Origin of the sequence: Nocardioides sp. zg-1228 (assembly GCF_017086465.1) — a bacterium.
Classification (GTDB): domain Bacteria; phylum Actinomycetota; class Actinomycetes; order Propionibacteriales; family Nocardioidaceae; genus Nocardioides.
Genome location: NZ_CP070961.1, coordinates 3,727,343 through 3,752,801, shown reverse-complemented (window position 1 = coordinate 3,752,801; position 25,459 = coordinate 3,727,343). Strand labels below are relative to the sequence as shown.

The 25,459-nt window shown below is 73.8% G+C and carries 24 protein-coding genes; 10 read left to right on the top strand and 14 right to left on the bottom strand.

All coding sequences use genetic code 11. The features are described from left to right. Nucleotides 1-46: 46 nt before the first annotated feature. The 8 genes from JX575_RS18040 to JX575_RS18005 all read right to left on the bottom strand — a co-directional run bounded on the left by JX575_RS18040 (nt 47) and on the right by JX575_RS18005 (nt 9,164). Nucleotides 47-889 carry a DUF4097 family beta strand repeat-containing protein gene (locus tag JX575_RS18040; RefSeq protein ID WP_186339424.1) on the bottom strand — a complete coding sequence of 281 codons (843 nt, stop codon included), beginning with the start codon at nt 887-889 and terminating at the stop codon, nt 47-49. A 100-nt stretch (nt 890-989) separates the two neighbouring features. Further along, nucleotides 990-1,532 (bottom strand): toxin-antitoxin system HicB family antitoxin, encoded by a 543-nt coding sequence (locus JX575_RS18035; RefSeq protein WP_186339423.1) that lies wholly within the window; start codon nt 1,530-1,532, stop codon nt 990-992. 144 nt (nt 1,533-1,676) lie between these two features. Continuing rightward, on the bottom strand, nt 1,677-3,053 hold the full coding sequence (locus tag JX575_RS18030; protein WP_186339422.1) for a calcium-binding protein: 1,377 nt from the start codon (nt 3,051-3,053) through the stop codon (nt 1,677-1,679). Nucleotides 3,054-3,216: 163 nt separating this feature from the next. Next, nucleotides 3,217-6,417, bottom strand: a complete 3,201-nt coding sequence (locus JX575_RS18025; RefSeq protein WP_186339421.1) for a heterodisulfide reductase-related iron-sulfur binding cluster — start codon at nt 6,415-6,417, stop codon at nt 3,217-3,219. A 178-nt stretch (nt 6,418-6,595) separates the two neighbouring features. After that, nucleotides 6,596-7,243 carry a hypothetical protein gene (locus JX575_RS18020; RefSeq protein ID WP_186339420.1) on the bottom strand — a complete coding sequence of 216 codons (648 nt, stop codon included), beginning with the start codon at nt 7,241-7,243 and terminating at the stop codon, nt 6,596-6,598. Further along, complete coding sequence (locus JX575_RS18015) at nt 7,243-8,055, bottom strand: IclR family transcriptional regulator (protein ID WP_186339419.1); 813 nt, start codon at nt 8,053-8,055, stop codon at nt 7,243-7,245. Before JX575_RS18015 ends, JX575_RS18020 begins: the two co-directional genes overlap by 1 nt. Before the next feature lie 7 nt (nt 8,056-8,062). Continuing rightward, the gene (locus JX575_RS18010) at nt 8,063-8,605 is read right to left on the bottom strand and encodes a hypothetical protein (protein WP_186339418.1); all 543 of its coding nucleotides are present in this window, start codon (nt 8,603-8,605) and stop codon (nt 8,063-8,065) included. 88 nt (nt 8,606-8,693) lie between these two features. Next, the gene (locus tag JX575_RS18005) at nt 8,694-9,164 is read right to left on the bottom strand and encodes a hypothetical protein (RefSeq protein WP_186339417.1); all 471 of its coding nucleotides are present in this window, start codon (nt 9,162-9,164) and stop codon (nt 8,694-8,696) included. Nucleotides 9,165-9,337: 173 nt separating this feature from the next. Here JX575_RS18005 and hutH point away from each other — a divergent pair, with 173 nt between their 5' ends. After that, the gene (gene hutH, locus JX575_RS18000) at nt 9,338-10,900 is read left to right on the top strand and encodes a histidine ammonia-lyase (RefSeq protein ID WP_186339416.1); all 1,563 of its coding nucleotides are present in this window, start codon (nt 9,338-9,340) and stop codon (nt 10,898-10,900) included. Nucleotides 10,901-10,911: 11 nt separating this feature from the next. On the opposite strand, the gene JX575_RS17995 is transcribed toward hutH, so the two are convergent. Then, nucleotides 10,912-11,379 carry a hypothetical protein gene (locus tag JX575_RS17995; protein WP_186339415.1) on the bottom strand — a complete coding sequence of 156 codons (468 nt, stop codon included), beginning with the start codon at nt 11,377-11,379 and terminating at the stop codon, nt 10,912-10,914. Between the two features lie 53 nt (nt 11,380-11,432). Between JX575_RS17995 and hutU the strand changes: the two genes are divergently transcribed. After that, on the top strand, nt 11,433-13,118 hold the full coding sequence (hutU, locus tag JX575_RS17990; protein ID WP_186339414.1) for a urocanate hydratase: 1,686 nt from the start codon (nt 11,433-11,435) through the stop codon (nt 13,116-13,118). Nucleotides 13,119-13,261: 143 nt separating this feature from the next. Here the strand turns inward: hutU and JX575_RS17985 are convergent, their stop codons facing one another. Next, the gene (locus JX575_RS17985; protein WP_186339413.1) at nt 13,262-14,533 is read right to left on the bottom strand and encodes an aminoglycoside phosphotransferase family protein; all 1,272 of its coding nucleotides are present in this window, start codon (nt 14,531-14,533) and stop codon (nt 13,262-13,264) included. 70 nt (nt 14,534-14,603) lie between these two features. Between JX575_RS17985 and JX575_RS17980 the strand changes: the two genes are divergently transcribed. Beyond that, entirely contained in the window at nt 14,604-15,632 is a 1,029-nt protein-coding gene (locus JX575_RS17980; protein ID WP_186339412.1) for a M48 family metallopeptidase, read from the top strand. 122 nt (nt 15,633-15,754) lie between these two features. Here the strand turns inward: JX575_RS17980 and JX575_RS17975 are convergent, their stop codons facing one another. The 4 genes from JX575_RS17975 to JX575_RS17960 all read right to left on the bottom strand — a co-directional run bounded on the left by JX575_RS17975 (nt 15,755) and on the right by JX575_RS17960 (nt 18,699). Next, complete coding sequence (locus JX575_RS17975; protein ID WP_186339411.1) at nt 15,755-15,898, bottom strand: hypothetical protein; 144 nt, start codon at nt 15,896-15,898, stop codon at nt 15,755-15,757. Between the two features lie 141 nt (nt 15,899-16,039). Next, entirely contained in the window at nt 16,040-16,909 is an 870-nt protein-coding gene (locus JX575_RS17970; protein WP_186339410.1) for a CoA ester lyase, read from the bottom strand. Between the two features lies 1 nt (nt 16,910). Next, on the bottom strand, nt 16,911-17,996 hold the full coding sequence (locus JX575_RS17965; protein WP_186339409.1) for a CoA ester lyase: 1,086 nt from the start codon (nt 17,994-17,996) through the stop codon (nt 16,911-16,913). A gap of 139 nt (nt 17,997-18,135) precedes the next feature. Beyond that, entirely contained in the window at nt 18,136-18,699 is a 564-nt protein-coding gene (locus tag JX575_RS17960; RefSeq protein WP_186339408.1) for a DUF1992 domain-containing protein, read from the bottom strand. A gap of 115 nt (nt 18,700-18,814) precedes the next feature. Between JX575_RS17960 and JX575_RS17955 the strand changes: the two genes are divergently transcribed. The 7 genes from JX575_RS17955 to JX575_RS17925 all read left to right on the top strand — a co-directional run bounded on the left by JX575_RS17955 (nt 18,815) and on the right by JX575_RS17925 (nt 25,422). Then, complete coding sequence (locus tag JX575_RS17955) at nt 18,815-19,465, top strand: M15 family metallopeptidase (RefSeq protein ID WP_241005242.1); 651 nt, start codon at nt 18,815-18,817, stop codon at nt 19,463-19,465. Then, nucleotides 19,462-20,652 carry an alanine racemase gene (gene alr, locus JX575_RS17950; protein ID WP_241005241.1) on the top strand — a complete coding sequence of 397 codons (1,191 nt, stop codon included), beginning with the start codon at nt 19,462-19,464 and terminating at the stop codon, nt 20,650-20,652. The genes JX575_RS17955 and alr overlap by 4 nt, the downstream gene beginning before the upstream one ends. Further along, complete coding sequence (locus JX575_RS17945; RefSeq protein WP_186339407.1) at nt 20,649-21,626, top strand: D-alanine--D-alanine ligase; 978 nt, start codon at nt 20,649-20,651, stop codon at nt 21,624-21,626. Before alr ends, JX575_RS17945 begins: the two co-directional genes overlap by 4 nt. Nucleotides 21,627-21,762: 136 nt before the next feature. After that, nucleotides 21,763-23,079 carry a histidine kinase gene (locus JX575_RS17940; protein WP_186339406.1) on the top strand — a complete coding sequence of 439 codons (1,317 nt, stop codon included), beginning with the start codon at nt 21,763-21,765 and terminating at the stop codon, nt 23,077-23,079. Beyond that, the gene (locus JX575_RS17935) at nt 23,052-23,738 is read left to right on the top strand and encodes a response regulator transcription factor (RefSeq protein WP_241005239.1); all 687 of its coding nucleotides are present in this window, start codon (nt 23,052-23,054) and stop codon (nt 23,736-23,738) included. Before JX575_RS17940 ends, JX575_RS17935 begins: the two co-directional genes overlap by 28 nt. Nucleotides 23,739-23,792: 54 nt before the next feature. Beyond that, entirely contained in the window at nt 23,793-25,022 is a 1,230-nt protein-coding gene (locus JX575_RS17930) for a 4-alpha-glucanotransferase (protein WP_206054444.1), read from the top strand. Between the two features lie 145 nt (nt 25,023-25,167). After that, a complete protein-coding gene (locus tag JX575_RS17925) occupies nt 25,168-25,422 on the top strand; it encodes a PspC domain-containing protein (protein WP_186339405.1) in 255 nt (84 codons plus the stop codon). Nucleotides 25,423-25,459 lie beyond the last annotated feature (37 nt).

Sequence of the window (25,459 nt, the reverse complement as noted above, 5' to 3'; positions counted from 1 at the left end):
TGCATGGCCTTCTCCTTTCCGTTGGTCGGGGCTGGGACAGCGGGGCTCAGCTCGGGTGCAGGGTGACGTCGCCCGACGCGGTCGTGGCACGGACCTCGAGGTAGGGCTGGTCGGGGGCGGGCTCGCCCGTGCTCGGCAGCATCGAGGTGAGCCGGCCGCTCGCGGTCCGCACGTCGGTCCAGACGGGGGTCCCGTCGTCGACCCCGATGCGGACGTCGCCGCTGGCGGTCTTGGCCGTGACGCGGCCCGACGCCACCTGGGCGACGACCAGGTCGCCCGAACCGGTGGTGAAGACCGCCTCGCCGCCCAGCGACTGGACGTGGGCGTCCCCGGAGCCGGTCTTGACGGCGAGCCCGTCGGCGGAGTCGACGCGCACGTCGCCGCTGCCGGTGGTGACGACGAGGGCCGACTCCGCGCGGCGTACGACGATGTCGCCCGACCCCGAGCGCAGGTGCGCGTCGCCGAGGAGGTGCCCGGCGTGCAGGTCGCCCGACCCGGACTGGACGACGACGTCGCCCTCGACCACGTCGAGGGACACGTCGCCGGAGCCGCTGTCGACGCGCGTGTCGTCCAAGCGCCCCTCGGCGACGAGGTCGCTGCTGCCGACCTTGGCGCGCAGCCTGCTGGCGGTGGGCAGCTCCACGACGATCTCCGCGCGTGCGTCGCGGCCGAACAGGCCGCCGCTCGAGCGCGGAGGGACGATCGAGATGGCACTCCGCTCGCCGGCCTCGACGTGGTGGACGTCGAACTCCTCGGCCCGCTCGCCGATGATGCTCACGGTCGTCCGGGCGGTGGCGGTGGCGCTCACGCGGACCAGTCCGCGGGCGTTCTCGACGTGGAGGTCGATCGGCTCCGGGGTGTCGAAGGTGAGGTCGATCTGGTTGCGCATCGGGTCTCCAGAGGGTGTGGTCGTCCGCCGGGCCGGCCGGTGCCGGTCCGCTGGTCGCGAGGTGGGGGTGCGAGGTGGGACGGGCCGCTGGCCCGTCAGGTCAGAGCCAGCCGGTCATCCGGCGGTTGCCCTGCTTGCGGTGGCCCGCGAACGGGTCGTAGCCCACGAAGGGCACGCTGCTCAGGTCGATGTCGACGTTGATGGCGTGCTCGTTGGTCGCGCTGCGCACGAGGCCGACCATCCAGGTGTTGAGGCTCTGCCCGGCGGCTGCGGCCTTCTCCTCGGCGCGTGCCTTGACGGCCTCCGGGATGCGGAGGGTGATCCGGGCCAGGTCGCCGTCGTCCTCGTCGGGCGTCGCGGGCGGCGCGGGCGGCGGGGGCGGTGCGGGGATGGCGGCGGGCGGGGCGACCTCGACGACGAAGTCGAGCTCGCGACCCACCAGCCGGACGTCGACGCTGCCGTCCGGGAGCTCGGCGGTGATCTCCGCCGCGGCGTGGGAGATGGCCTCCATCAGCGCGAGCCGCGCGCTCGGGTCGAGCGCGTAGGCCAACCGCTCGGCCGCCTGCCGCAGCTCGTCGCTGCCCGCCTCCGCCGCGGCGACGAGGTCGCGGCGCAGGCCGTCGACGTAGGGGGTGATGTCCATGCGCACCACGATGACATCACGATGATGTCATGTCAAGGAGTATGCGATGTCACCGCGGCTTCGCGGTGACGCCATGATGCCGCGAGATCCGTCAGGTCACGCACGCGCGGCCCCGCCCGGCCCCGATGTGGCGGCGTGACGGCGTCAGCGTTCGCAGCGGCGCTCGCGCTCGGCGCGGCAGGAGTCGCGCCCACTCCCTCCGTCGGCGCGATCGCGCCCGCTCTCGCCCCGGAGCTCGTCCTCGCCGGACCTGCCCCTCAGCTCGTCGCGTCCCGCGCCGCCGTGGAGTCGGTCCGGGCCCTGCCGTCCGTCGAGCCGGTCGTTGCCCGTGCCGCCGCGAAGCACGTCGCGGCCCCGCGTGCCCCGGAGGTCGTCGTCGCCGCGGCCGCCGTCGACCCGCGCCTTCGGGAAGCGAGGGCAGAAGACGGTCTCGAACATGGACTCACTGTCAGGTTGGACCGTGTCCGCTCCGCCCCGACCGCGGACGGTGGCGTCGCACGCGCCGAACGTCAGGCTGTTGCCGTCCCGGGTGCCGGTGAGGACGACGCGGTGGGCGTACAACGAGGCGTTCTCGAAGTCGGTGACCGGGATCGTGCGCCGCGCCTCGGCGCCCGTGACGAGCCTGCCGCGCGCCAGGTCGAGGTCCAGCAGGCCGCTCTCGGTGGTGACGTAGAACCCGTCGTGGCCACGACCGCCCTCGATCGAGCTCCCGGCACGTGGTGCCTCGTCCGCCACGAGGGTGTCGTCCCCGGCGCCGAAGCTCGCGTCGACGGGGCCGGACGCCCGCGCGACGAGGGCCTCGTCGGCCGCGGTGCCGACGAACTGGAGGGGGGCGCCGCCGATCGTCCCGGTGTAGAACGTCTCCAGACCCGACCAGGTCGCGATGACCTGCTGGTCGACCACGAGGGTCCCCGAAGCGTTGTCGATCGTCGTGGCCCCGGATCGCGAGGTCGAGGGGAGGAGCTCGTCCACGCCGTCGCCACCGGCGATCGATCCACCGGGAGCCATCACGCCTGCATAGTCGAGTGCGTCGTCGCCGGCGCCCAGGTCGACGACGTCGGCGTTGGGCTCGCCGGGCACGCCGGTGTCCACCACGTCCCGTGCGTCGCCACCGATGATGACGTCGCGCGCGGTGTCAGCGGGGCCGGCAGCGACGACGTTCTCCCCGTCGCCTCCCTCGAAGCGGTCCGCTCCCTCGCCGAGCTCGGCCTGGACCGAGCCGCGCCAGGCCGTGCCGTCCACGAGGTCATCGCCGGCTCCCGCGTCGATCGTGGCGTGCCCGGACGGAGACATGCCCGTCAGGCAGATCACGTCGTCGCCGCCCACCGCCACGACGCGTGTCGCGCCGTTGGTGACGATGACGTCGCGACCCTCCGTGCCGGTGATGAGCTGCCCGGCCCCGACGAGGGTGGCAACCTCGCCCCGGCAGGTCTCGGCGGCGGCCGACGCGGCGGCGCCGGTCGGCCCGAGCAGGGTGAGCACCAGAAGGGCCGCGGCGGTCAGCGGCGTCGTACGACGCATGATGTCCTCCAGTGGTCGATGTCGTGGACCACTGGTGTGATGCCCGCGACGGTCAGCACGTTGCCACGGTCGCGCCCGCACCCGGCGCTCCCGCGCGGCGCGGCACGTGCCGGGTCGCTCTCCACGTCGCCCCAGTCGCCCTCCGGGTCCACCGCCTAAGCGGTCAGAGGTCGAAGAGCGAGCTCGATCCGCTGATGTCGACGTCGGTGCGTGGTGCTGGGCCGGCGTCGTCGGACGCGGGCTTCTGCGTCGGCGGTACGTCGTCGGCCCCGGATGCCGGCGCCTCGTCCTCGACGGGCTCGGCCTTCGGCGCGGGCTCGGCGGGGGCCGTCGGCTCGGGCTCGCTCGCCGCGGGCGGTGGGGCGGACGCCGGTGCCTCGACGTCGAAGAGCGAGCCGAGGCTCGACAGGTCGACGTCGGTGGCGGGCTCGGCCGTCGTGCCGCTGGTCGGAGCGGGTGACCCGACGGGCTCCGGCTCGGCGGCCGCTGCCTGCTCGGGCTCGGGCTCGGGGTCCGCGACCGCCTCCGCAGGAGCGGACTCGATGGCTGCCGGGGCGGGCTCGCTCGCCGGTGCCTCCACGTCGAAGAGCGAGCCGAGGTCCGACAGGTCTGTGTCCGTGGCCGGGGTGGACGCCGTACCGCTCGAGGTCGGCGCCCCGACCGGCTCGACCGGCTCGGTCGGCTCGCCACCGCTGGTCGCGGGGGACTCCGCGGCGGGCTCGGGCGCCGCGATGTCGAACAGCGAGCCTCCGCCGCCGAGGACGGTGGCGGGCGGCGCCGCGGCTGCCCTCCCGGCCGCCTTCTCGGGAGCCGGGGCGGGGGCTGCCGGCTCCTCCCCGGGCGCGCCCAGGTCGAAGAGCGACCCGCCGCCGAGGTCGGTGGACGGAGCCGGCTTCGAGGCGTCGGCCGGGGTGTCGAAGAGCGACGAGCCGCCGGACGCCGAGTCGGCCGGGGTGTCGAAGAGCGACGAGCCGCCGGACGCCGAGTCGGCCGGGGTGTCGAAGAGCGACGAGCCTCCGGACGCCTTGGCGGCCGGGCCGACGTCGGCGGTCTCGGCGACGGTGTCGTCGGTGAGGGTGACGTCGCCGGCCTCCGGCTCGTCCTTGGTGGCCACGTCGGAGGCCGTCGCGCCGGCTGCGGCAGCGGCGGGGGCAGCCGCGGGGACAGCGGCAGGGGACGACGCGGGGGCGGCCTTGGTCGCCTGCTCGCCCTTGACCGAGGCCAGCAGCATCTGCGCGACATCGAGGACCTCGACCCCCTCGCGGGCCTCGCCGTTCGCCTGCTGGGCCGTGAGCCCGTCGGAGAGCATGACCCGGCAGAACGGGCAGCCGACGGCGATCTGGTCGGCGCCGGTGCCGACGGCCTCCTTGGTGCGGTTGAGGTTGATCCGCTCGCCGAGGTTCTCCTCCATCCACATGCGCGCGCCACCGGCGCCGCAGCAGAAGGACTTCTCGGAGTGGCGCTCCATCTCGACGTACTCCGCGCCGGGCAGCACCTGGAGCAGCTCGCGCGGCGGCGAGTAGACCTGGTTGTGGCGACCGAGGTAGCACGGGTCGTGGTAGGTGATCGAGCGCTTCGCGGCGCCCGCGCCGTCCTTGACGGGGGTCAGCCTGCCCTCGCGCACGAGGCGGTTGAGCAGCTGGGTGTGGTGGACGACCTCGAGCTCGATGCCGAAGTCCTTGTACTCGTTCTTGAGCGTGTTGAAGCAGTGGGCGCAGGTCGAGACGACCTTCTTGACCTTGTACTCCTTGAACGTCTCGACGTTCTGCTGCGCGAGGCCCTGGAAGACGAACTCGTTGCCGGCACGCCGAGCGGGGTCGCCGGTGCAGGTCTCGCCGTTGCCGAGCACGCCGAAGGAGATGCCGGCCAGGTCGAGCAGCTCGGCGACCGCGCGGGTCGTCTTCTTCGCGCGGTCCTCGTACGCCCCGGCGCAGCCGACCCAGAACAGCCAGTCGACCGACTCGAGGGACTCCAGGTCCTCACCGACGACCGGCACGTCGAAGTCGAGGCCCTTGGCCCAGTCCATCCGCGCGGTGGCGGACATGTTCCACGGGTTGCCCTTGTTCTCCAGGCCCTTGAACAGCTGGTTGAGCTCGGCGGGGAAGTTGGACTCGACGAGCAGCTGGTAGCGCCGCATGTCCATGATGTGGTCGACGTGCTCGATGTCGACGGGGCACTGCTGGACGCACGCGCCGCACGACGTGCAGCTCCACAGCACGTCCTCGTCGATGACGAAGTCGCCGTCGGCGGGGTTGTAGAAGTAGTCGAGGACGTCGGTGCCGGCGCCAGCGGTCTCGCCCTTGGAGCCGACCCCGACGAGCTGGCGCTCGGCGTGCGCCTCCTCACCGTCGTGCTTGCCGTAGGCGTGGTCGCGCAGGCTCGTGATGAGCAGCTTGGGCGACAGCGGCTTCTCGGTGTTCCAGGCGGGGCACTGCGACTGGCAGCGACCGCACTCGGTGCAGGTCGTGAAGTCGAGAATGCCCTTCCACGAGAAGTCGTCGATCGAGCCCACGCCCAGCGTGGAGTCCTCGTCGAGGTCGTCGATGTCGTCGAGGGTGATCGCCTTGCCGTCGGACGTCAGCGGCTTCATGGCGCCGAGCGCCGTGCTGCCGTCGGCCTCGCGCTTGAACCAGATGTTGAACCAGGTCGTGAAGCGGTGCCAGGCGATGCCCATGGTGATGTTGCGGGCGATCACCATCAGCCAGACCATCGCCAGCGCGATCTTGAGCGTCGCGATGACGTAGATGAGGTTCTCGAGCGAGTCGACGGAGCTCGGGTAGAGCAGGTCGCCGAGCCACGACGAGAACGGGTAGTGGGCGCGGCCGGCCTCCTCGTCGAGGCGCCACTCCGCGGCGCGGACGAAGAGGATCGCCGAGCCCTCCAGCAGCGCGAGCGCCTCGACGAAGTAGGCCTGCCAGAAGGTCGAGCCGAAGAAGCGGCTCCGGCGGCCCTCGTTGCGGGGGTGGTGGCGCTGCCGGTAGACGATCAGGAAGACGATGCCGACCGTGCTCAGCGCGCCGATGAGCTCCATCAGCCACTCGAAGGGGTACCAGTGGCCGATGACGGGGTAGGCGAAGTCGGGCTTGAAGAGCTGGAAGTAGGCCGCCAGCACCGCGGTGCTGAGCAGCAGGAACCCCATGTAGACGAACCAGTGCATGATGCCGACCCAGTGCCACTGGAGCATCCGCGTGTGGAGGAACGTCTCCTTGAGCATCGTCGCGGTGCGACCGGCCGGGTTGTCGCTGCGGCCCGGCGCGGGCTGGCTCGCCCGGATCACGCCGAGCATCCGGCGTACGGCCGGGACCAGCATGGCGACCGCGGCGGCGGTCAGTGCGAACGAGACGACGATCGCGAACATCTGCATGGAGGGGTGCTCCTCGGTAGGGCGTAGAGGTCCGCAGCCTAGGCCGCCGCACCTGCCGACAGCCGCGCGCTACGGAGTGACACTGATCCTACCCGTTGGTAACTTGAGGTCGAGCGGCAGTGTGGCGGCCCTCCGGTGTACGACGACCCGTAGGCCGTGGCGCGGTTGCGCGACCGGCTCACCCACACCGGGGTTGACGCCCGCACCAGCCCAGCACCTGTGGGCTCCATCCGCGTCTGCTGGGCGCGGTGTCGCTCCGGCCGTCCTTGGCCACCCGCACCGCCGTCCGCCAGGCGCCGTGGTCATCGCCAGACGGGTAGGGGAGCTGGAGGCAGTCCCACAGGGAGGAGAGACCGACGACGAGCACGGCGTCACCGGGCCGCACGTTTCCGACCGGCATGAAGTCCTGGTCGTCGCGGCAGTGCACGCGGGTGCCGGGGTCGTCCCAGCCGCCACCGATCCGGAACTGCTGGTCGACGCGGAGGTCGGAGCGGCGCTTCGGTCCGGGCTTCCTCAGCCGCGCGTCGAGGCGACCCTCCGGCTCGGCGTCGCCGTCGACGTCGAACCAGACCGTGAGGTGGTGCCCGGGCCGGAACCCGCCGGGCACCTCGACCTCCACGTACTGGGTGGGGTTCTCCCAGGGGGCGCCGCGCAGCGTGACGCGCGCGATGTCCACGGACGGGCTCGAGGTCCGGCTGTCGTGGACCGTGACCCGCGGCGGCAGGACGTCCTCGGCCGCGGAGGCCGGCGGGAGCGCGGCGACGGCGAGCAGCAGCGCCATGACCGGGGCGAGAAGCAGGCGCGGGGAGGGGAGGCGAGCCGGCATCATTCGACGCTAGCACCGGCCGAGGGGCCTGGGGAGGGGCTGGGCGAGGGGCTTGTCGAGGCCCGACCGCTGACGCGTCTGGTCAGCCGGGTGGCGGTGTCGGTGACCGCAGCAGCGATCATCTCAGCGTCGGAGCCCGCGCCGCTGGGGAAGGTCACGGCCACCCCGGCCACGGGGTGTCCGTTGTGGTCGAGCACCGGCGCCGCGACGCTTCCCAGGCCGGGTGTCACCTCGCCGTCCTCCGTGGCATGCCCGCGCTGGCGGGTCTCCGACAGCACCGCCCGCAGCGCACTCAGGGAGGCGGGGCCCTTGCCGTGCCGGTCGACGAACGCCGTCCGGTCGGGGTAGAGCGCGCGCACCTGGCTGGCCGGCAGGGCCGCGAGCACCGCCCGGCCCGACGCGGTCAGGTGGGCGGGGAGTCGCACGCCGACGTCCGTGACCAGCGGTGCCCGGCCCGGCGCGCGCTCCTCGACGACGTAGAGCACGTCGCGGCCGTGGAGCACCGCCAGGTGGGCGCCGTGGCCGGTGTTGTCGACGAGCTCGGCGAGCGGTCGCCGGGCCAGCCGGGCCAGCGGCTCCTGGCGGGTGAACCCGCTGCCCACCTCGAAGGCGGCGACGCCGAGGCCGTAGCGGTGCTCGTCGGGCAGGTGCACGACGAAGCCCTCGTCGATCATCGTGTTGAGCAGGTGGTAGGCCGTGCTGCGCGGCAGGTCGCACGACCGCACGATCCGGTCGAGCGGGACCGGGTCGGCCTGGGTGGCCAGGAAGCGCAGGACCCGCAGGGCGCGCGTCGCGGCAGGGACCTGGCTCACCGCGGGGTCAGGACCGGTCGGAGCCCTTGGTGAACCAGCCGCCGCCGTCGCCCGACTCGATGGGCTTGCCCGGCATCTCCTGGGCGCCCGGGGTGCGGCGCGGGAGCAGCGGAGCCTGGCCGGCGGGCTGGTCGGCGGGCTGGTCGGCGGGCTCAGCGTCGACGTCGGCCGGAGCGGTGGGCTGCTGGTCGACCGTGCCGGGGACCTGCGGGGCGTAGTCGTCGGACCTGTGGTCGACACGCGGGTCAAGCCGATCGGCGGCGCGCACCTGCGACTCGTGCTGGGCCTCGGCCTGCTGGGCGGCCAGCCGGGCCTCGTGCGCCTCCGCCTCGGCCTGGTCGGCCCGGGCACGCGCCTCGTCGGCCTGCGCCTCGGCGGCGGCCGCGCGGTCCTGGGCGGGCGCGATGGTGGCCTGCGCCTGGCGCCCCGCCTGCTGGCGGAGACTGTCGGCCCGCGCGATGTTGGCCTGTTTGTTCTTGCGCTGGACGACGAGGGCCGCGGCGGCGAGCACCACGACGAGGACGATGATGATGACGACGAGCGTGGTCACGAGACACCTCTCACGGAACAGGGGGGCCTCAGTCTGACAGTGCCCACGGCGTTGTCCAGCACCCCGCCCGTGGCGTCAGCCGATCGGTTCAGGCGGAGTGCGTCCCGCCGGTGGTGCCGTCGGTGCGGCGGGGGTCGTCGGTGTCCAGCACGGTGTCCGGGTCGTGCGTGGCGGTGTCGTGGGTGGTGGTGCCGTCGTCGTGCGTCGTCGTGCCGGGCGTGTAGTCGTCGGAGCGCGTGTCGACGTGGGGGTCGACCTCGTCGGCGGTGCGCAGCCGGTCCTCGTGCACCGCCTGCTGCTGGGTCGCGGCGACCTGCGCCTCGCGTGCCTTCGCCTGGGCGCGCTCGGCCTCGAGCCGCGCGCGCTCGGCCTCGGCCTCGGCCTCCTTGGCGCGCACCTGCGTCTCGGGGATCTCGGTCGCGTGCTCGCGGGCCTCGGACCGCAGTCGTTCGGCCTGCGCGTGCTGCTGCTTCGTGCGCTGCTGGGTGACCAGCCAGGCGACGAGCGCCGCGACGACCAGCACCACGACCAGGACGATGATCCACGTCGTCGTATCCATCGGGGGACCTCCCTGCTCCGGCGGCCCGGGCGGCTCGCCACGGCGTCCACCGTGCCACAACGCCGGCGCGCCGGGTTCCCCCCGTTCGGGTGGGCGGATCGGTCTGGGATCCGAGACATCAGACGTACGCGGAGTGCTGGCGCAGGCTCGGCTCCGCGTGTTGCATGGGCGTCATGCAGACCATCCAGCCCATCGAGGTCGGGGTCGGTCCCGTCTCGTTCGAGCAGCTCGTGAGTGTCGCCCGCGACGGTGCGCCCGTCGTGCTCGGCGACGACGCGCTGGCCGCGATCGACCACGCCCGCGGAGTGGTCGAGGCGCTGGCCGCCGCCGAGACCCCGACCTACGGCGTGAGCACCGGCTTCGGCGCGCTGGCCACCCGACACATCCCCACCGGGATGCGCGCCCAGCTGCAGCGATCGCTCGTGCGCTCGCACGCCGCCGGCTCCGGCCCCGAGGTGGAGCGCGAGGTGGTGCGCGCGCTCATGCTCCTGCGCCTCTCGACGCTCGCGACGGGACGCACCGGCGTACGCCGAGAGACCGCGCAGCTCATGGCGGACCTGCTCTCCCACGGGATCACCCCGGTGGTGCGCGAGTACGGCTCGCTGGGTTGCTCGGGCGACCTCGCGCCACTGGCGCACTGCGCGCTCGCGCTGATGGGGGAGGGCGAGGTGCGCGACGCCTCCGGCGCGCTGCTGCCGGCGGCCGACGCGCTCGCCGCCGCCGGCCTCGAGCCGGTCGAGCTCGGGGCCAAGGAGGGGTTGGCCCTCATCAACGGCACCGACGGCATGCTCGGCATGCTCGTGCTGGCGATCACCGACCTGCGGATGCTGCTGCGCACCGCCGACGTGGCCGCCGCGATGAGCGTCGAGGCCCAGCTGGGCACCGACCGGGTCTTCGCCCCCGAGCTCCAGGCGATCCGCCCGCACCCGGGTCAGGCGCTGTCCGCGGCCAACCTCACCGCCCTGATGGCCGACTCCGCGATCGTGGCCTCCCACCGCACCGGGCCCGGCAACACGGTGGAGTGCAACCGGGTCCAGGACGCGTACTCGCTGCGGTGCTCGCCGCAGGTGCACGGCGCCGCCCGCGACACCGTCGAGCACGCCGCCACCGTCGCCGGTCGCGAGCTCGCCAGCGCGATCGACAACCCGGTGGTGGTCGGCGACCGGGTCGAGTCCAACGGCAACTTCCACGGCGCGCCCGTCGGCTACGTCCTCGACTTCCTGGCGATCGTCGCGGCCGATGTCGCCTCGATCAGCGAGCGCCGCACCGACCGGTTCCTCGACCGGGCGCGCAGCCACGGGCTGCCACCGTTCCTGGCCGACGACCCGGGCGTCGACAGCGGCCACATGATCGCGCAGTACACCCAGGCCTCGATCGTCTCCGAGCTCAAGCGGCTCGCGGTCCCCGCCTCGGTCGACTCCATCCCCTCCAGCGCGATGCAGGAGGACCACGTCTCGATGGGGTGGAACGCCGCCCGCAAGCTGCGTCGCGCCGTCGACGGGCTGTCGCGGGTCGTCGCCGTGGAGGTGCTCACCGCGGCCCGCGCCCTCGACCTCCGCGCGCCCCTCGAGCCGTCGCCCGCCACCGGTGCCGTCGTACGACGCCTGCGCGAGGCCGGCATCGCCGGCCCCGGCCCCGATCGCCACCTCTCGCCCGAGATCGAGGCGACGGTCGACCTCGTGCAGTCGGGCGAGGTGCTCGCCGCCGCGGAGACCGTGGTGGGAGCCCTGTCGTGACCGTCCGGTCGTCAGCCGGCGGAGGAGTCCTGGGCGATGAAGTCCTGGACCAGCCACAGCGAGAACAGCACCAGCCCGGGGTCGACCCGCTCGTGGTGCAGCGACACCCGGGCCGGCGTACGCCCCCGTCCGGTGGCCCGCACCTCGAGCAGGGCGGTGTCGCCGTCGGAGACCGAGTAGCGGGTGGTGACCAGCGCCTCGGAGCGCACCCGCAGCGGGCGGTCCCTCCATACGAGCTCGCCTCCGTGGGTCAGCAAACCCTTCTGCGCGAACCGGCCGACCGTCACCCCCGCGGTGTCGGTCGCCACGGCCGCCCTCCCCATCCGGCCCTGCGGGGCGGCGGTCAGCGGGGGCCCCTCGACGGGCACCAGCTCGCAGCTGCGCGACCACCAGCCGCCGCGCCGGATCGTCCCGACGCCGTCGAGGTCGTGACGACGACGGTCCCCGTCGGACCGCGTGAGGACCAGCTCGACCGCCATGCGCCCGACCGTAGTCCCGCCCATGCCCGCACGTCAGTCCCCAGGAGCATCCCGTGAGCACGAACCCCCGCCTGCCCATCCACGCCGCCACCGGCACCGAGCTGAGCGCCAAGTCGTGGCAGACCGAGGCGCCGTTGCGGATGCTGATGAACAACCTCGACCCCGACAACGCCGAGCGCCCCGAGGACCTCGTCGTCTACGGCGGCACGGGCAAGGCCGCGCGCAGCTGGGAGGCGTACGACGCCATCGTCGCGACCCTGCGCGACCTCGAGGACGACGAGACGCTGCTGGTGCAGTCGGGCAAGCCCGTCGGCGTGATGCGTACGCACACGTGGGCGCCGCGCGTGCTGATCGCCAACTCCAACCTCGTCGGCGACTGGGCCGACTGGGAGGAGTTCCGCCGCCTCGAGGACCTCGGGCTGACCATGTACGGCCAGATGACCGCGGGCTCGTGGATCTACATCGGCACCCAGGGGATCCTCCAAGGGACCTTCGAGACGTTCGCCGCGATCGCGGACAAGCGGTTCGGTGGCACCCTCGCCGGGACGATCACGGTCACCGCCGGCCTCGGCGGGATGGGCGGCGCGCAGCCGCTCGCCGTCACCATGAACGACGGCGTCGCCATCTGCGTCGAGTGCGACCAGCACCGGATCGACCGACGCCTCGAGACCCGCTACCTCGACGTCCAGGCGCGCGACCTCGACCACGCGATCGAGCTGGCGCTGGAGGCCCGCGACGAACGCCGCGCCCTGTCGATCGGGCTGCTCGGCAACGCCGCCGACGTGCTGCCCGAGCTGCTCGAGCGCCACCTCGACGGCTCGGTCCGCATCGACGTCGTCACCGACCAGACCTCGGCGCACGACCCGCTCTACTACCTGCCGTCCGGCACGGCGTACGACGACTGGGAGCGCGAGCGCACCGACGACCCGCGCGGGTTCACCAAGCGCAGCCAGGAGTCGATGGCGCGTCATGTGCGGGCGATGGTCGAGCTCCAGGACGCGGGCGCCGAGGTCTTCGACTACGGCAACTCGATCCGCGACGAGGCGCGCAAGGGCGGCTACGACCGGGCCTTCGCGTTCCCCGGCTTCGTGCCCGCCTACATCCGGCCGCTGTTCTGCGAGGGCAAGGGCCCGTTCCGCTGGGCCGCGCTGTCCGGCGACCCCGCGGACATCCACGCCACGGACCGGGCGATCAAGGAGCTCTTCCCCGCCGACGAGAAGCCGGAGTACGCCCGGCTGCACAAGTGGCTCGACATGGCGGCCGAGCGCGTGCAGTTCCAGGGACTGCCCGCGCGGATCTGCTGGCTGGGCTACGGCGACCGGGCGAAGGCCGGCCTGCGCTTCAACGAGATGGTCGCCAGCGGCGAGCTGAAGGCGCCGATCGTCATCGGCCGCGACCACCTCGACTGCGGGTCGGTGGCCTCGCCCTACCGCGAGACCGAGGCGATGCTCGACGGCTCCGACGCCATCGCCGACTGGGCGATCCTCAACGCGCTGGTCAACACCGCCTCCGGCGCCACCTGGGTGTCCTTCCACCACGGCGGCGGCGTCGGCATCGGCCGCTCGCTCCATGCCGGCCAGGTCACGGTCGCCGACGGCACCTCGCTCGCGGCCGAGAAGATCGAGCGGGTGCTCACCAACGACCCCGGCATGGGCGTGATCCGCCACGTCGACGCGGGCTACGACCGCGCCGTCGAGGTCGCCCACGAGCGCGGGGTTCGGGTCCCGATGCTCGGCTGACGTGCCGGGGTTGCCGGGGTGCGGGGCGTCCGCCCCGGCTCGAGCGGTCACGTCCCCGCTCAACCACCCGGATACGGGTGTCCCAGCGGGGACGAGGGTGTCCTAGTGGTCGTACGACGCGTCGGGTCGTCGTCTGCCCACGGCTACTCGTCGGTTGTGACCGACTCGAGGAGCTTGCGCGTCAGCATCAGCACGGCGCCGTCGAAGTCGCGGGTGCCGGCCTCGATCCCCTCGCCCAGCCGGTCGAACGTGACGGTCTGGAAGACCAGGTCGACCAGGGGTGCCAGCTCGACCGCGCGGTCGAAGTCGGCCTCGGGGAACGCGTCGCGCCACGGAAGTAGGACGGTGCGCACCCGGTCCTCTGCGTGGGTCCCGTCCGCCTCGGTGAGCCAGTGCGCGAGGTGGGTGCCGTCGAGGAAGGGGTGCGTGATGCAGCCGTCGCTCCAGTCGAAGACCCGCACGCCCGAGCCGTCGAAGGCGACGTTTCCCGAGTGCAGGTCGCCGTGGGCGAGGGTGTCGGGGAAGCCGCAGGCCCAGAGCTCGCGCACCCGCGTCTCGACGAGCGGGACCGCCTCGACGAGGGCGCCGCGCTCGTCCGTGGTCAGCGCGTCGAGCTCGCGGTTGGTCGCCAGTGCGCCGCGCCAGGCCGTCAGCGTCTCCTCCGCGCCTCGGCGAGGAGCGCCCGCCCTGCGCAGCTCGTCGAGCCAGTCCAGCGATGCGATCTGGGCAGCGGCCCACAGCGGCGCGAGCGTCATGGCGGCCTTTGCCGGCGCGCCGTCGTCGTCGACCCCCCGCAACGGCTCGGTCAGGACCCAGCACCTCCTGTCCTCGATGGCGACCACCTCCGGGACCAGGTGTGGGAGGTGGGCGGCGAGCGTCGCCACGATGGCCGCCTCGGCCGCGAAGTGCGCGCAGCTGGCCTTGAACCACACGGGACCTCGGTCGGTCGGGACGACGTGGACCGCCGAGATGCTCCAGACGCGATGGGTCTGGAGCGAGCCGGTGCGCGACCGGCCGGTGTCCACCAGCGCGGCGTCGATCCAGGCCTCGACCTCGTCGGACCATCCGGGGCGATACCAGTCCGGCCGGTGTGCGGGCGGCGTGCCCCAGTGCTCACGGACCGCCCGCTCGACCTGGACGCGCACCTCCTCGCCGAGGTGGTCCGGGTCGGTCCAGTGCCCCCGCTCAGGTGCGCCGCTGCGCGCGCGGACGACGTGCAGGCGGTTGACCTCGTCGAGGACGACCGCCGGCGCGACGGGCACGGCGTCGGTGAGCAATCGGCTGGCGGTGGCCGTCGGGCTTGGCCCGCCTGCCTCCGGATCGTGGACGAAGCTCGGCGGCCGTCCGTCGTCGTCCACCCACACCCGCTCCCCGTCGGTGAGGGCGACGTGAATCGTGCGCGGCTGACGGGTCACCGCCGCATCGTGGCACGCGCGTCCTCGCGGATCCCATGACATTCCTGCCCGGGTAGGTCAGGATCCCTCCATGGCATCGGGGGAGAGGAAGCCGGCGCGTGCGCGCGTCGTGCTCACGGACATCAGCTCGCGGGCGTGGGAGCACCCCGCCGACAGGGGCGCGCTGGTCGCCCTGCGCAAGCTCAAGGGCTTCGACGTGCTGCTCAAGACCATGTCGGGTGTGTTCCGCGAGCGGGCCTGGCGGCTGACGCTGCTGGGCTCCGCGGTGCGCGTCGACGAGCGACAGTTCGCCCGGCTGCACGTGCTGCTAGCCGAGGTCGGGCGCAGCCTCGACGTCAGCGACCTGCCGGAGATGTACGTCCAGGCCGACCCGACGCTCGGCGCCGTCACGGTCGGCATGGACCGGCCGATCATCGTGCTGTCGTCCGGCCTGGTGCACCACCTCGACGACGACGAGCTCCGCTTCGTCATCGGCCACGAGCTCGGCCACGCCGTCAGCGGACACGCGGTCTACCGCACGCTGCTGGTGCGCCTGCTCGGGCTGGGCGGGCTGCTCAACGCCGTCCCCGGCGGCGCGTTGGGCATCCGGATGGTCACCGTCGGGCTGCTGGAGTGGTCGCGCAAGGCCGAGCTGTCGGCCGACCGCGCCGGCCTGCTCGCCAGCCAGGACCCGACGGCGGCGCTGCGCACCCACATGAAGCTCGCCAGCGGCGGCACCCTGGAGGAGCTCGACGTCACGTCGTTCCTCCAGCAGGGAGCGGAGTACGACGAGGGCGGCGACGTGCGCGAGTCGCTCATCAAGCTCTCGCTGCTCCAGCAGCAGAGCCACCCGTTCGCCGTCGTCCGGGCCACCGAGCTGCGCCGCTGGACCGACTCGGGCGCGTACACGACGATCCTCGCTGGCGACTACCCGCGCCGCACCGACGACGACACCGCGTCGGTGAGCGCGGCCGCGCAGGAGGCCGCCGCGAGCTACACCGCGACGTTCGAACGGACCCAGGACACCCTCGGCCGCCTGGTCCACGACCTCGCCGGCTGGATGGGCACCGCCAGCACCTGGCTCAACGACCGCTTCCGTCGCGGCGACCAGAGCGCCTGAGCCCACCCGTTCGGACGCGGGCGACGTCCGCCGTACGCACGAGCGGGCGGGCGGAGCAGCCCGAGACGCGGCAGGACCCCGCACACCAGGGGTGTACGGGGTCCTCGCGGGGTGGCGGAGTGCTACCAGACCCGTCGGCTGGAGCCGCCGATCGGCACGAAGTTCAGCACCAGGCCGACCACGATCAAGATGATGCCGAGCGTGGTCAGGATGCTCTGGGGGAGCAGGAGCCCGAGGATGAGAAGGATCAGTCCGAGGACAATCATGGGGTGCCTCCTAGGTGTTGCGGCCGGCCCACGGTGGGCAGGGCGCCGACACTCTTGCGGGTCCGCAGCACGTTCGACAATTCCGCTCATCCCTGCGGGTGAGGCGATGTCAAGACCCTGTCCATCCTGTGGTGACCGCCCTCACTCGGTGCCGATCGCCTCGATGGCCTCGTGGATCGACAGCGTCCGGCGGGCCGACTCGACGTGGAGGTTCTCGATCATCCGGCCGTTGAGGGTCACCACGCCGGCGCCGGCGCCCGCCTCGAACGCGGCGATCAGCTCGCGCGCGTCCTCGACGGCCGCGGGGCTGGGTGCGAAGGCGCGGTTGGCCCCCTCGACCTGCCCGGGGTGGACGAGCGTCTTGCCGTCGAAGCCCATCTGTCGCCCCTGCTCGCACTCGGCGAGGAAGCCGTCGGCGTCCTTGACGTCGTTGTAGACGCCGTCGAGCACCGCGATGCCCGCGGCCCGTCCGGCCAGCAGCGCCGTGTGCAGGCTGGGCAGGATCGGGGCGCGGCCGGGGACGTGCTCGGCGTAGAGCTCCTTGACGAGGTCGTTGGTGCCGATCACGAAGGCGCCGAGGCGCTCGGAGGACCGGGCGATCGCGAGCGCGTCGAGGATCGCGACGGGCGTCTCGACCATCGCCCACAGCCGGGTGTGGTCGGGCGCGCCGGCCTTCTCCATCGCGGCCACCAGCCGGGCCACCTCCTCGGCGCTCTCCACCTTGGGGACGACGATCGCGTCGGGTCCGGCCTGGCTGGCCGCGGCGAGGTCGGCGTCGTGCCACTGGGTGCCGATCGCGTTGACGCGGATGGTGACGGTGCGCCGGCCGTAGTCGCCACTGGCGGCGGCCGCGGCGGCGGCCTCCCGGGCCGACTCCTTGGCGTCGGGCGAGACGGCGTCCTCCAGGTCGAGGATCAGGCCGTCGCAGGGGATCGTCCGCGCCTTCTCGAGCGCCCGCTGGTTGGAGCTGGGCATGTAGAGGACGCTGCGCAGGGGGGTGAAGTCAGTCATCTCAGGCCTCCTCGACCACGATCGCGTCGTACTGCTTCCTCAGCTCCGGGTCGATCGCGGCCAGCTCCTCGGCGAGGGCGACCATGACCTGGCACTGCTTCACCGAGGCGTCGTCCTCCATCTTGCCGTCGATCATCACCGCCCCGGTGCCGTCGCCCATCGCGGCGATGACGCGCCGCGCGTGCGCCACGTCCTCGACGCTGGGGGAGAAGACGCGGTGGGCGATCGCGATCTGCGCCGGGTGCAGGCTCCAGGCGCCGACGCAGCCGAGGAGGAACGCGTTGCGGAACTGGTCCTCGCAGCCGACCGTGTCCGCGATGTCGCCGAACGGCCCGTAGTAGGGGTAGATCCCGTGCATCGCGCACGCGTCGACCATCCGGGCGATCGTGTAGTGCCACAGGTCCTGCTGGTACGTCGCCCGCTCGGCGTCGTGCTGCGCCTTGCCGTCCGCGTCGCGCGGGGCGTCCTGGCGCACGAGGTAGCCCGGGTGACCGCCGCCGACGCGGGTGGTCTTCATCCGGCGGTCGGCGGCGAGGTCGGCCGGCCCCAGGGACAGGCCCTGCATCCGCGGGCTGGCGCCGCAGATCTCCTCGATGTTCGCCACACCGCGCGCGGTCTCGAGGATCGCGTGGACGAGGATCGGGCGGTCGAGCCCGGCCTTCGCCTCGAGCTGGGCGAGCAGCCGGTCGACGTAGTGGATGTCCTCGGCGCCCTGGACCTTCGGCACCATGATGACGTCGAGCTTGTCGCCGATCGCGGGCACGAGGGTGGTCAGGTCGTCGAGCACCCAGGGGCTGTCGAGCGAGTTGATCCGCGTCCACAGCTGGGTGGGCCCGAAGTCGGTCGCCCGGGCGATGTCGACCAGTCCCCGGCGCGACTTCTCCTTGTTCTCCGCCTTGACGGCGTCCTCGAGGTTGCCGAGCAGCACGTCGACCGTGCCGACCATGCCGGGCACCTTGGCGGCCATCTTCTCGTTGCCCGGGTCGAAGAAGTGGATTGCGCGGCTCGGCCGGGCGGGGATCTCGCGCGGCGGCGCGGGCGCGCCGACGGCGAGCGGGGCGAAGAAGTCCTTGGCGGGGCGGGTCATGGGCGCAAACTACCGCTGCGCCGGAGCAGCCCGATATGACCCATGTCTCGCTGTCGGGCAGGGCGCGGATCCTCCTCGACTCCTACGTGTGCGGCATCCAGCCGGTCTCCGACCCCGGTCGCAGGCCCAGCGACGACGGTCAGCGGGTGCGCCGGCGGCGCCACCACGACCGCTTCCGCGGCGGCGGCGCGGCAGCACGGGCCGCGGCCCGCTGCGCCTCGATGCGGGACGTCCGGCGCTCACCCCACGCCTCGACCTCCGCGTCGACGTCGCGCACGGCGGTGATCACCGGTGGACCGCCCTGCAGCTGACGGCGGGTCTCCACGACGCGGCGGTTGAAGTCGTCGAGCTCACGTCGTACCTCCCGCTCGATCGAGATCGCGTCGAGGCGTGCGTCGAGCCCGGCGTCCTCCTTGCGCAGCGCCAGGGCCGGCGGGAGGAGCGCGATGCTCTCGCGCTCGACGAGCTTCTTGACCCACCAGTCGGGGTCGTGCTCGCCGCCGAGGTCCTCGATCGGCTTGCCCGTGCCCGGCAGGTCGTCGAACTCGCCGCGCTCCATCGCCTGGCGCACCTGCAGGTCGACCCACGTCGACTGCTGCGCGATCCGGGCGGCGGAGGCCGAGCGCCCCGTGCGGTCGTCGCGCTCGCGCTCGCGGCGTCTCGACCCGGGGTCCGCGACGTCGAAGTCGTCGTTCTCGGACATGCGTCGAGTCTACGGTCGCCGGTCACGCCGAGGCCCGCGTCGACCGGTGGCCCCGGACCTTCCCGGTCCTCGAGGACAGCAGCCCGGCACCTCAGGTGGAGGCGGGGGGACCGGCGTGACCGCGAACGTGGTCGTCATGGTGATCCTCCTGTCCGACCCCCGTGTCGCCGCCGTGCCCGTGCGTGAGTCCGGTGAGCCCCTGGTCCGCCTCGACGCGTCGTTCGGGCCGGCCCGGGCGCGGGTCAGGCGCGGCTTGGCCGACCGGCTGGCCCACGCCCGGCGCGACCTGCCGCCCGGCATCGCGATCCGGGTCGTCGAGGGACACCGGTCGGTGGCCGACCAGCGCTCGATCGTCGCCGCCTACGCCACGGAGGTCCGCGCCGCCCATCCGGAGGCCGGCCCCGACGAGGTGCGGCGGCTCACCAGCCGCTTCGTCGCGCCGGTGGACGTCGCGCCGCACGTGGCCGGCGCGGCGGTGGACCTGACACTGGTCGACGCCTGCGGCGACGACCTCGACCTCGGCACGCCCATCGACGCGACGCCGGAGCAGTCCGACGGCGCCTGCTACTTCGCCGCGGCCGGCATCGGGGCCGACGCCCGCGCGCACCGCGACCTGCTGGCGCGCGTGCTCGGCGGCGCCGGACTGGTCAACTACCCCACCGAGTGGTGGCACTGGAGCTTCGGCGACCGCTACTGGGCGCTCGTCACCGGCGCGGGTGCCGCGACCTACGGCCCGGCCCGCGTCGGCGACGGGGCAGCCGCGTGAGCGCGCTGGCCGTGGCGCCCACCGCGGTCCCCGGCGCAGCGCCCACCCTGGACGTCGACCTGTCGGCCGTCGCCGCCAACACCCGCCTGATCGCCTCGCGCACCGCGGCCGAGGTGATGGCGGTGGTGAAGGCCGACGGCTTCGGACACGGCGGGGCCGATGTGGCCCGCACGGCGCTGGCGCACGGGGCGACCTCGCTCGGTGTCACCAGCATCGAGGAGGCGCTCGCCCTGCGTACGGCCGGCCTGACCGCGCCCGTCCTCAGCTGGCTCAACCCGGTCGACGCCGCGTACGCCGACGCGCTGGCCGGTGAGGTCGAGCTCGCCGTGCCCTCGCGCGAGCACCTCGACGCCGTCGTCCTCGCCCAGCGGTCCGGGCCGCACCAGCGCTCGGCCCGCATCCACCTGCACCTCGACACCGGCATGGCCCGCGACGGTGCGGAGCCGTCGGCGTGGCCCGACCTGTGCCGTGCGGCCCGCCGGGCGGAGCGGGCGGGACTCGTCCGCGTGGTCGGGGTGATGGGACACCTCGGCTGCGCCGACGACCCGGCCGACGCGTGCAACGCGCTGGGCCGGCGGCGCTTCGCGTGGGGGGTGGAGACGGCCCGGGGCGCCGGGCTCCGCCCCGCCCGCCGCCACCTCGCGGCCACGGCGGCGACCCTGCTGGACGTCCGCAGCCACCACACGACGGTCCGCGTCGGCGCCGGCCTCGTCGGCATCGACCCCACCGGCACCACCCTCCTGCGCTCGGGGCTGACCCTCACCGCGCCGGTGGTCGGCGTCCGTCGCGTCCGCGCCGGCGCGGGCGTCGGCTACGGGCACAGCTGGATCGCGCCCGCGGCGACCCACCTGGCGCTGCTGCCGCTCGGCTACGCCGACGGGCTGCCGCGCGCAGCCTCCGGTCGGGCGGAGGTGCTGCTGCGCGGGCGTCGGCGACCCGTCGTCGGGCGGATCTCGATGGACCAGGTCGTCGTCGACCTCGGCGACGACCACGCCGAGCCCGGCGACACCGCCACCGTGCTGGGCCCCGGCGCCGCCGGCGAGCCGACCGTCGGCGACTGGGCCCGCTGGGCCGACACCCTCCCGCACGAGATCGTCACCGGGATCGGTCCCCGCGTGCGCCGCAGCGTCCGCCCCGCCGGCCCTGCCGCGCACTCCTCCTCACCCCGACTCAGGAGCATCCCGTGACCACCCCCGCCACCTCGCAGGGCGCCCGCACCCGGGTCGCCGTCGTCGGCGGCGGCCAGAGCTGCGAGCACGAGGTCTCCCTCGCCTCCGCCGCCGCGGTCGCCGCCGCCCTCGACCCGACGGCCTACGACGTCGTCCGGCTGACCATCGCACGCGACGGGCGCTGGGCCAGCGGCGATCGGGCCCTCGGCCTCGGCGAGGCCGTGACAGTGCTGCAGTCCTGCGCCGCCGTGCTGCCCGTGGTGCACGGCCCGCGCGGCGAGGACGGCTCGCTCGCCGCGCTCTGCGAGCTCGCCGGGGTCGCCTACGTCGGCTCCGGCGTCGGGGCCGGGGCGCTGGCGATGGACAAGTGGGCGACCAAGCTCGTCGCCGGGGCGCTCGGCATCGCGACCGCCCCCGGCGTGCTGCTCACCGCGGCCACCGCCACGTCGTACGCGTGGACCCACCCGGTCGTCGTCAAGCCCGTCGCGGCCGGCTCGAGCCACGGCGTGAGCCTGGTCGGCGACCCGTCCCGGCTGGCCGACGCGCTCGCTGCGGCGCTCGCCCTCGACGACCGCGTGCTCGTCGAGGACGTCGTCGCGGGCCGGGAGGTCGACGTCGCCGTCCTCGGCGGGCCCGACGGCACCCGCGTGGTGTCGCCGGCCTTGGAGGTCGTGGTCGACGGTTGGTTCGACTACGAGGCGAAGTACGCCGGCGGTGCCGACTTCCGCGTCCCCGCCGCGCTGTCGGACGCCGAGCGTTGCGCCCTCGAGGAGGCCGCCCTCGCGGTCTACGACGCCCTCGGCTGCGCCGGAGTGGCGAGGGTCGACTGCTTCGTGACCGGCGACGGCCCGGTGCTCAACGAGGTCAACACCATGCCCGGCTTCACCGAGCAGTCGCAGGTGCCGCGGATGTTCGCCGCAGCCGGGATGTCGTACGCCGACCTGCTCGACCGCCTCGTCCGCGACGTGCTCCCGGGGCGAGCCGTGTCGTGACCGTCCCCGGCATGGTTCGATTGCGCCGTCACGCGCCCAGTCAGCCGCCCAGTCACCTGCCAGGAGGACCCGCCATCGCCGCGCTCACCCCGGTGCCGCCGACGTCGCGGCGGACCGTGCCCGGCGCAGTGGTGCCATGAGCGGCCCGCCGAGCCCGCCCGTCGCCGATCGGCTGCGGGACTGGGCGCCGGACATCGCGATCGGCGCGGCCGTGCTGGTCCTCGGCCTGGTCGAGGCGACGACCGCCGAGCACCTCCTCTCCCCGCCCCAGTTCTCACCGCCCCGGAGGCTGCTCCTGATCGCCGTCGGCATGGCCGTCGCCGCGGGCCTGTGCCGGCGCGCGCCGGCGATCGCGTTGCTGCTGGTCTGGGGGCTCTGCGGTCTCCAGCTGCTCACCGGCACCGATGTGATGCTCGCCCAGCTCGCCATCGCGGTCGTGGCCTTCGGCACCGCGCGCTGGGGGTCGCTCCCGACGGTCTGGCTCAGCGCTCTCTCGATCCCCGCTGCAGGGCTGATCGTCTTCGTGCTGATCGCGGCACCCCAGCTCTCGGGACTGGTCGACCAGGTCGGCCTCGGGACGATCGTCTCGGAGGCCTACTCCTACGGCGACACCTGGCAGATCGGCGCGGCGGTGACCGGGATGTTGGTGCTCGGTGCCCCGTGGCTCGCCGGGCTGGCGCTGCGGTTCATGTCCCGGGCCAGGACGTCGGAGCTCTCGCAGGTCGCCGCCGAGGAGGACGCGGCCCGGGCGCACCGCGAGTCCGAGCAGGCCCGCGAGATCGCCCGGCTGCGCGAGGAGCAGGCCCGCCTGGCCCGCGACGTGCACGACGTGGTGGGCCACTCGCTCGCGGTGATCCTCGCCCAGGCCGAGTCGGCGCAGTACCTCGAGGACGCCGACACCGAGCGGCTGAAGCAGACGATGGCGACCATCGCCACGTCGGCGCGCACGTCGCTGCAGGACGTCAGGCAGGTGCTGACCACCACCCAGGGTGCCACCGCGCCGACGGGCAGCGCGAGCCTCGACAGCCTGGTCGACAACGTCCGTTCCAGCGGGCACGCGGTCGTCTCGAGCGTCGTCGGCCGACCGCAGCCGCTGCCGCCCGAGCTCGAGACCGTCGCCTACCGCGTCCTGCAGGAGATGCTGACCAACGCGATCAGGCACGGCCGCCGCGACAGCCCGGTGACGGTGGAGCGGCACTGGGAGGGCGAGCTGCGTCTCGAGGTCCGCAACGTCGTGGACCCCGCCGCCTCCGACGCCACCCAGCCGATCCGCACCGCGGCCCCGGACGCCCCGCCCGTCGCGGTCCCGGGTCAGGCGGCCGGCCAGGGCGTCGACGGCATGCGGCGCCGGCTGGAGGCGGTCGGCGGCCGGCTCGACGTACGCCGACGCGACGAGGCGGGCGGGCAGACGTTCACCGCGACGGCGTGGCTGCCCGTGCGGGTCACGACGTGATCCGGGTCGTGCTGGTCGACGACCAGGAGCTCTTCCGCGAGGGCGTGCGCACGATCATCGACGCCCAGGACGGCATGGAGGTCGTCGGCGTCGCCGGCGACGGCTTCGAGGCCGTCGCGGTCTGCGACGAGCTCCAGCCCGACGTGGTGCTGATGGACATCCGGATGCCGGAGATGGACGGCGTCGAGGCGACCCGCCAGCTGTGCGCGCCCGACCGGGTGTCGCGGCGCGAGCGCCCGCTGCGGGTGGTGGTGCTGACGACCTTCAACCTCGACGACCGCGCGGCGACGGCGATCCGCTACGGCGCCAGCGGCTTCCTGCTCAAGGACACGACCCCGCTGATGCTGCGCGACGCGATCCGCACGGTCCACGCCGGCAACGCGGTGCTCGCACCCGCCGACCTGTCCCTGCTCCTGCAGGGTCAGTTCGTCGCCCGGGCGCCGGCGCCGGCGGCCTACCTGGCCCTGACCGGGAAGGAGCGCGAGGTCTTCGCGGCCGTGGCACGTGGCTTGTCCAACACCGAGATCGCCGCGGAGATCTTCGCCTCGGAGTCGACGGTCAAGACCCACGTCGGCTCGGTGCTGCGCAAGCTGGCGCTGCGCGACCGGGTGCAGATCGTGGTGTTCGCGCACGAGCACGGCCTGGTCGGCCAGCGCTGACACCGGCCCGGGGGCCTCCTCGTCCCGGGTCGGCTGCGTGGCAGGCTGTCGCCCATGGCGATCCCGGTACTGCCCGACCGTGCCGCAGGAGTGCAGCTCCACGTGACCTCGCTGCCCGGCGGTCGGCTCGGCGAGCCGGCCCGCGACTTCGTGCGGTGGCTGGCCGCCGCCGGCCAGTCGGTGTGGCAGGTCCTGCCCCTCACCGTCCCCGACGCGCACGGGTCTCCGTACGCCTCCCCGTCCGCGTTCGCCACCTGGCCCGGGCTGCTCGAGCACCCGGACGCGCCGGTCGGCGACGACGAGGTGCAGGAGTTCGCCGAGGAGAACGCCTACTGGGCGGGGTCGTGGACGGCATACGGCGGCGACCTCGCCGACCAGGTGCGCTTCGACCGCGAGTGGCGGGCGCTGCGCTCGTTCGCCGCCGACCACGGGGTCCGGGTGCTGGGCGACGTCCCGATCTACGTCGCCGCCGGCAGCGCGGACGTGGCGACGTGGCCCGAGCTGTTCCGCCACGACGCCGTCGCCGGCGTACCGCCCGACGCGTTCACCGACACCGGCCAGCTGTGGGGCAACCCGCTCTACGACTGGACGGCGATGGCGGCCGACGGCTACCGGTGGTGGGTGGAGCGGCTGCGCCGGAGCCTCGCGCTCCACGACCTCGTCCGGGTCGACCACTTCCGGGCCTTCGCGGCCTTCTGGGCCGTGCCGGCGGACCACGAGACGGCGGAGCACGGCAGCTGGCAGCCGGGCCCGGGACGGGCGGTCTTCGACGCCGCGTCCGCCGAGCTCGGGCCGCTGCCCGTCGTCGCCGAGGACCTCGGGGTCATCGACGCCCCCGTCGAGGCGCTCCGCGATGCGCTGGGCTTCCCGGGGATGGCGGTCCTGCAGTTCGGCTTCGACCCCGACAGCGACGACGGCACCCACGAGCCCCACAACCTGCGCCCCGACCAGGTCGTCTACACCGGCACCCACGACAACGACACCGTGGTGGGCTGGTGGGACACCCTGCCCGAACGCCGGCGGCACAAGGTCGAGCGTGCCTGGGCCGCGGCCGGCATCGACGACCCGGACCCCGCGTGGGCGATGATCCGCCTCGCCCACCACGCCCCCTGCGCGCTCGCCATGGTGCAGGCCCAGGACGTGCTGTCGCTGGGCGGCGAGGCCCGGATGAACACCCCCGGATCCGTGGCCACCTGGTCGTGGCGCCTCGAGCCCGGCATGCTCACCGACGACCTCGCCCGGCGCCTGCGCGAGGTGAGCGAGGAGTCCGGCCGCGTCCACTGACCCGCCGTCCTCCCGGTCGGGCCCGGTCGGGCCAGGTCGGGCCTGGTCGGGCCTGGTCGGGCAGCGCGAGCGGGTGCGCCCGGTCGGGGTCGGACCGGGGTCGTTCCCGATGGTCGGGCGGGCGCCGATGACGCATGCTGGAGGCATGGAGAAGATCCGTACGTCATTCGCCCGCCAGGGGCTGGTCCGCTCGACCGACCGCGCGATCATCGCCGGCGTCTGCGCCGGCGTCGGCCGACGCCTCGGCCTCACGCCGTGGATCACCCGCCTGCTGTTCGTCGTGACGCTCTTCGCGATCCCGGGCAGCCAGATCCTCATCTATCCCCTGCTGTGGCTGCTGATGCCGTCCGAGGACAGCATCGAGGCCGCCGCCGCCCGCGGGACGCTCCCTCCCCGCTGACACCCCGATGACGCCCCGCTGACGCTCCCTCGGGCCT

Coding starts and splice junctions, on each gene's coding strand:
- JX575_RS18040 (WP_186339424.1), bottom strand. CDS start 889: ATGCGCAACCAGATCGACCTCACCTTCGACACCCCGGAGCCGATCGAC.
- JX575_RS18035 (WP_186339423.1), bottom strand. CDS start 1,532: ATGGACATCACCCCCTACGTCGACGGCCTGCGCCGCGACCTCGTCGCC.
- JX575_RS18030 (WP_186339422.1), bottom strand. CDS start 3,053: ATGCGTCGTACGACGCCGCTGACCGCCGCGGCCCTTCTGGTGCTCACC.
- JX575_RS18025 (WP_186339421.1), bottom strand. CDS start 6,417: ATGCAGATGTTCGCGATCGTCGTCTCGTTCGCACTGACCGCCGCCGCG.
- JX575_RS18020 (WP_186339420.1), bottom strand. CDS start 7,243: ATGCCGGCTCGCCTCCCCTCCCCGCGCCTGCTTCTCGCCCCGGTCATG.
- JX575_RS18005 (WP_186339417.1), bottom strand. CDS start 9,164: ATGGATACGACGACGTGGATCATCGTCCTGGTCGTGGTGCTGGTCGTC.
- hutH (WP_186339416.1), top strand. CDS start 9,338: ATGCAGACCATCCAGCCCATCGAGGTCGGGGTCGGTCCCGTCTCGTTC.
- JX575_RS17995 (WP_186339415.1), bottom strand. CDS start 11,379: ATGGCGGTCGAGCTGGTCCTCACGCGGTCCGACGGGGACCGTCGTCGT.
- JX575_RS17980 (WP_186339412.1), top strand. CDS start 14,604: ATGGCATCGGGGGAGAGGAAGCCGGCGCGTGCGCGCGTCGTGCTCACG.
- JX575_RS17975 (WP_186339411.1), bottom strand. CDS start 15,898: ATGATTGTCCTCGGACTGATCCTTCTCATCCTCGGGCTCCTGCTCCCC.
- JX575_RS17970 (WP_186339410.1), bottom strand. CDS start 16,909: ATGACTGACTTCACCCCCCTGCGCAGCGTCCTCTACATGCCCAGCTCC.
- JX575_RS17965 (WP_186339409.1), bottom strand. CDS start 17,996: ATGACCCGCCCCGCCAAGGACTTCTTCGCCCCGCTCGCCGTCGGCGCG.
- JX575_RS17960 (WP_186339408.1), bottom strand. CDS start 18,699: ATGTCCGAGAACGACGACTTCGACGTCGCGGACCCCGGGTCGAGACGC.
- JX575_RS17940 (WP_186339406.1), top strand. CDS start 21,763: ATGAGCGGCCCGCCGAGCCCGCCCGTCGCCGATCGGCTGCGGGACTGG.
- JX575_RS17930 (WP_206054444.1), top strand. CDS start 23,793: ATGGCGATCCCGGTACTGCCCGACCGTGCCGCAGGAGTGCAGCTCCAC.
- JX575_RS17925 (WP_186339405.1), top strand. CDS start 25,168: ATGGAGAAGATCCGTACGTCATTCGCCCGCCAGGGGCTGGTCCGCTCG.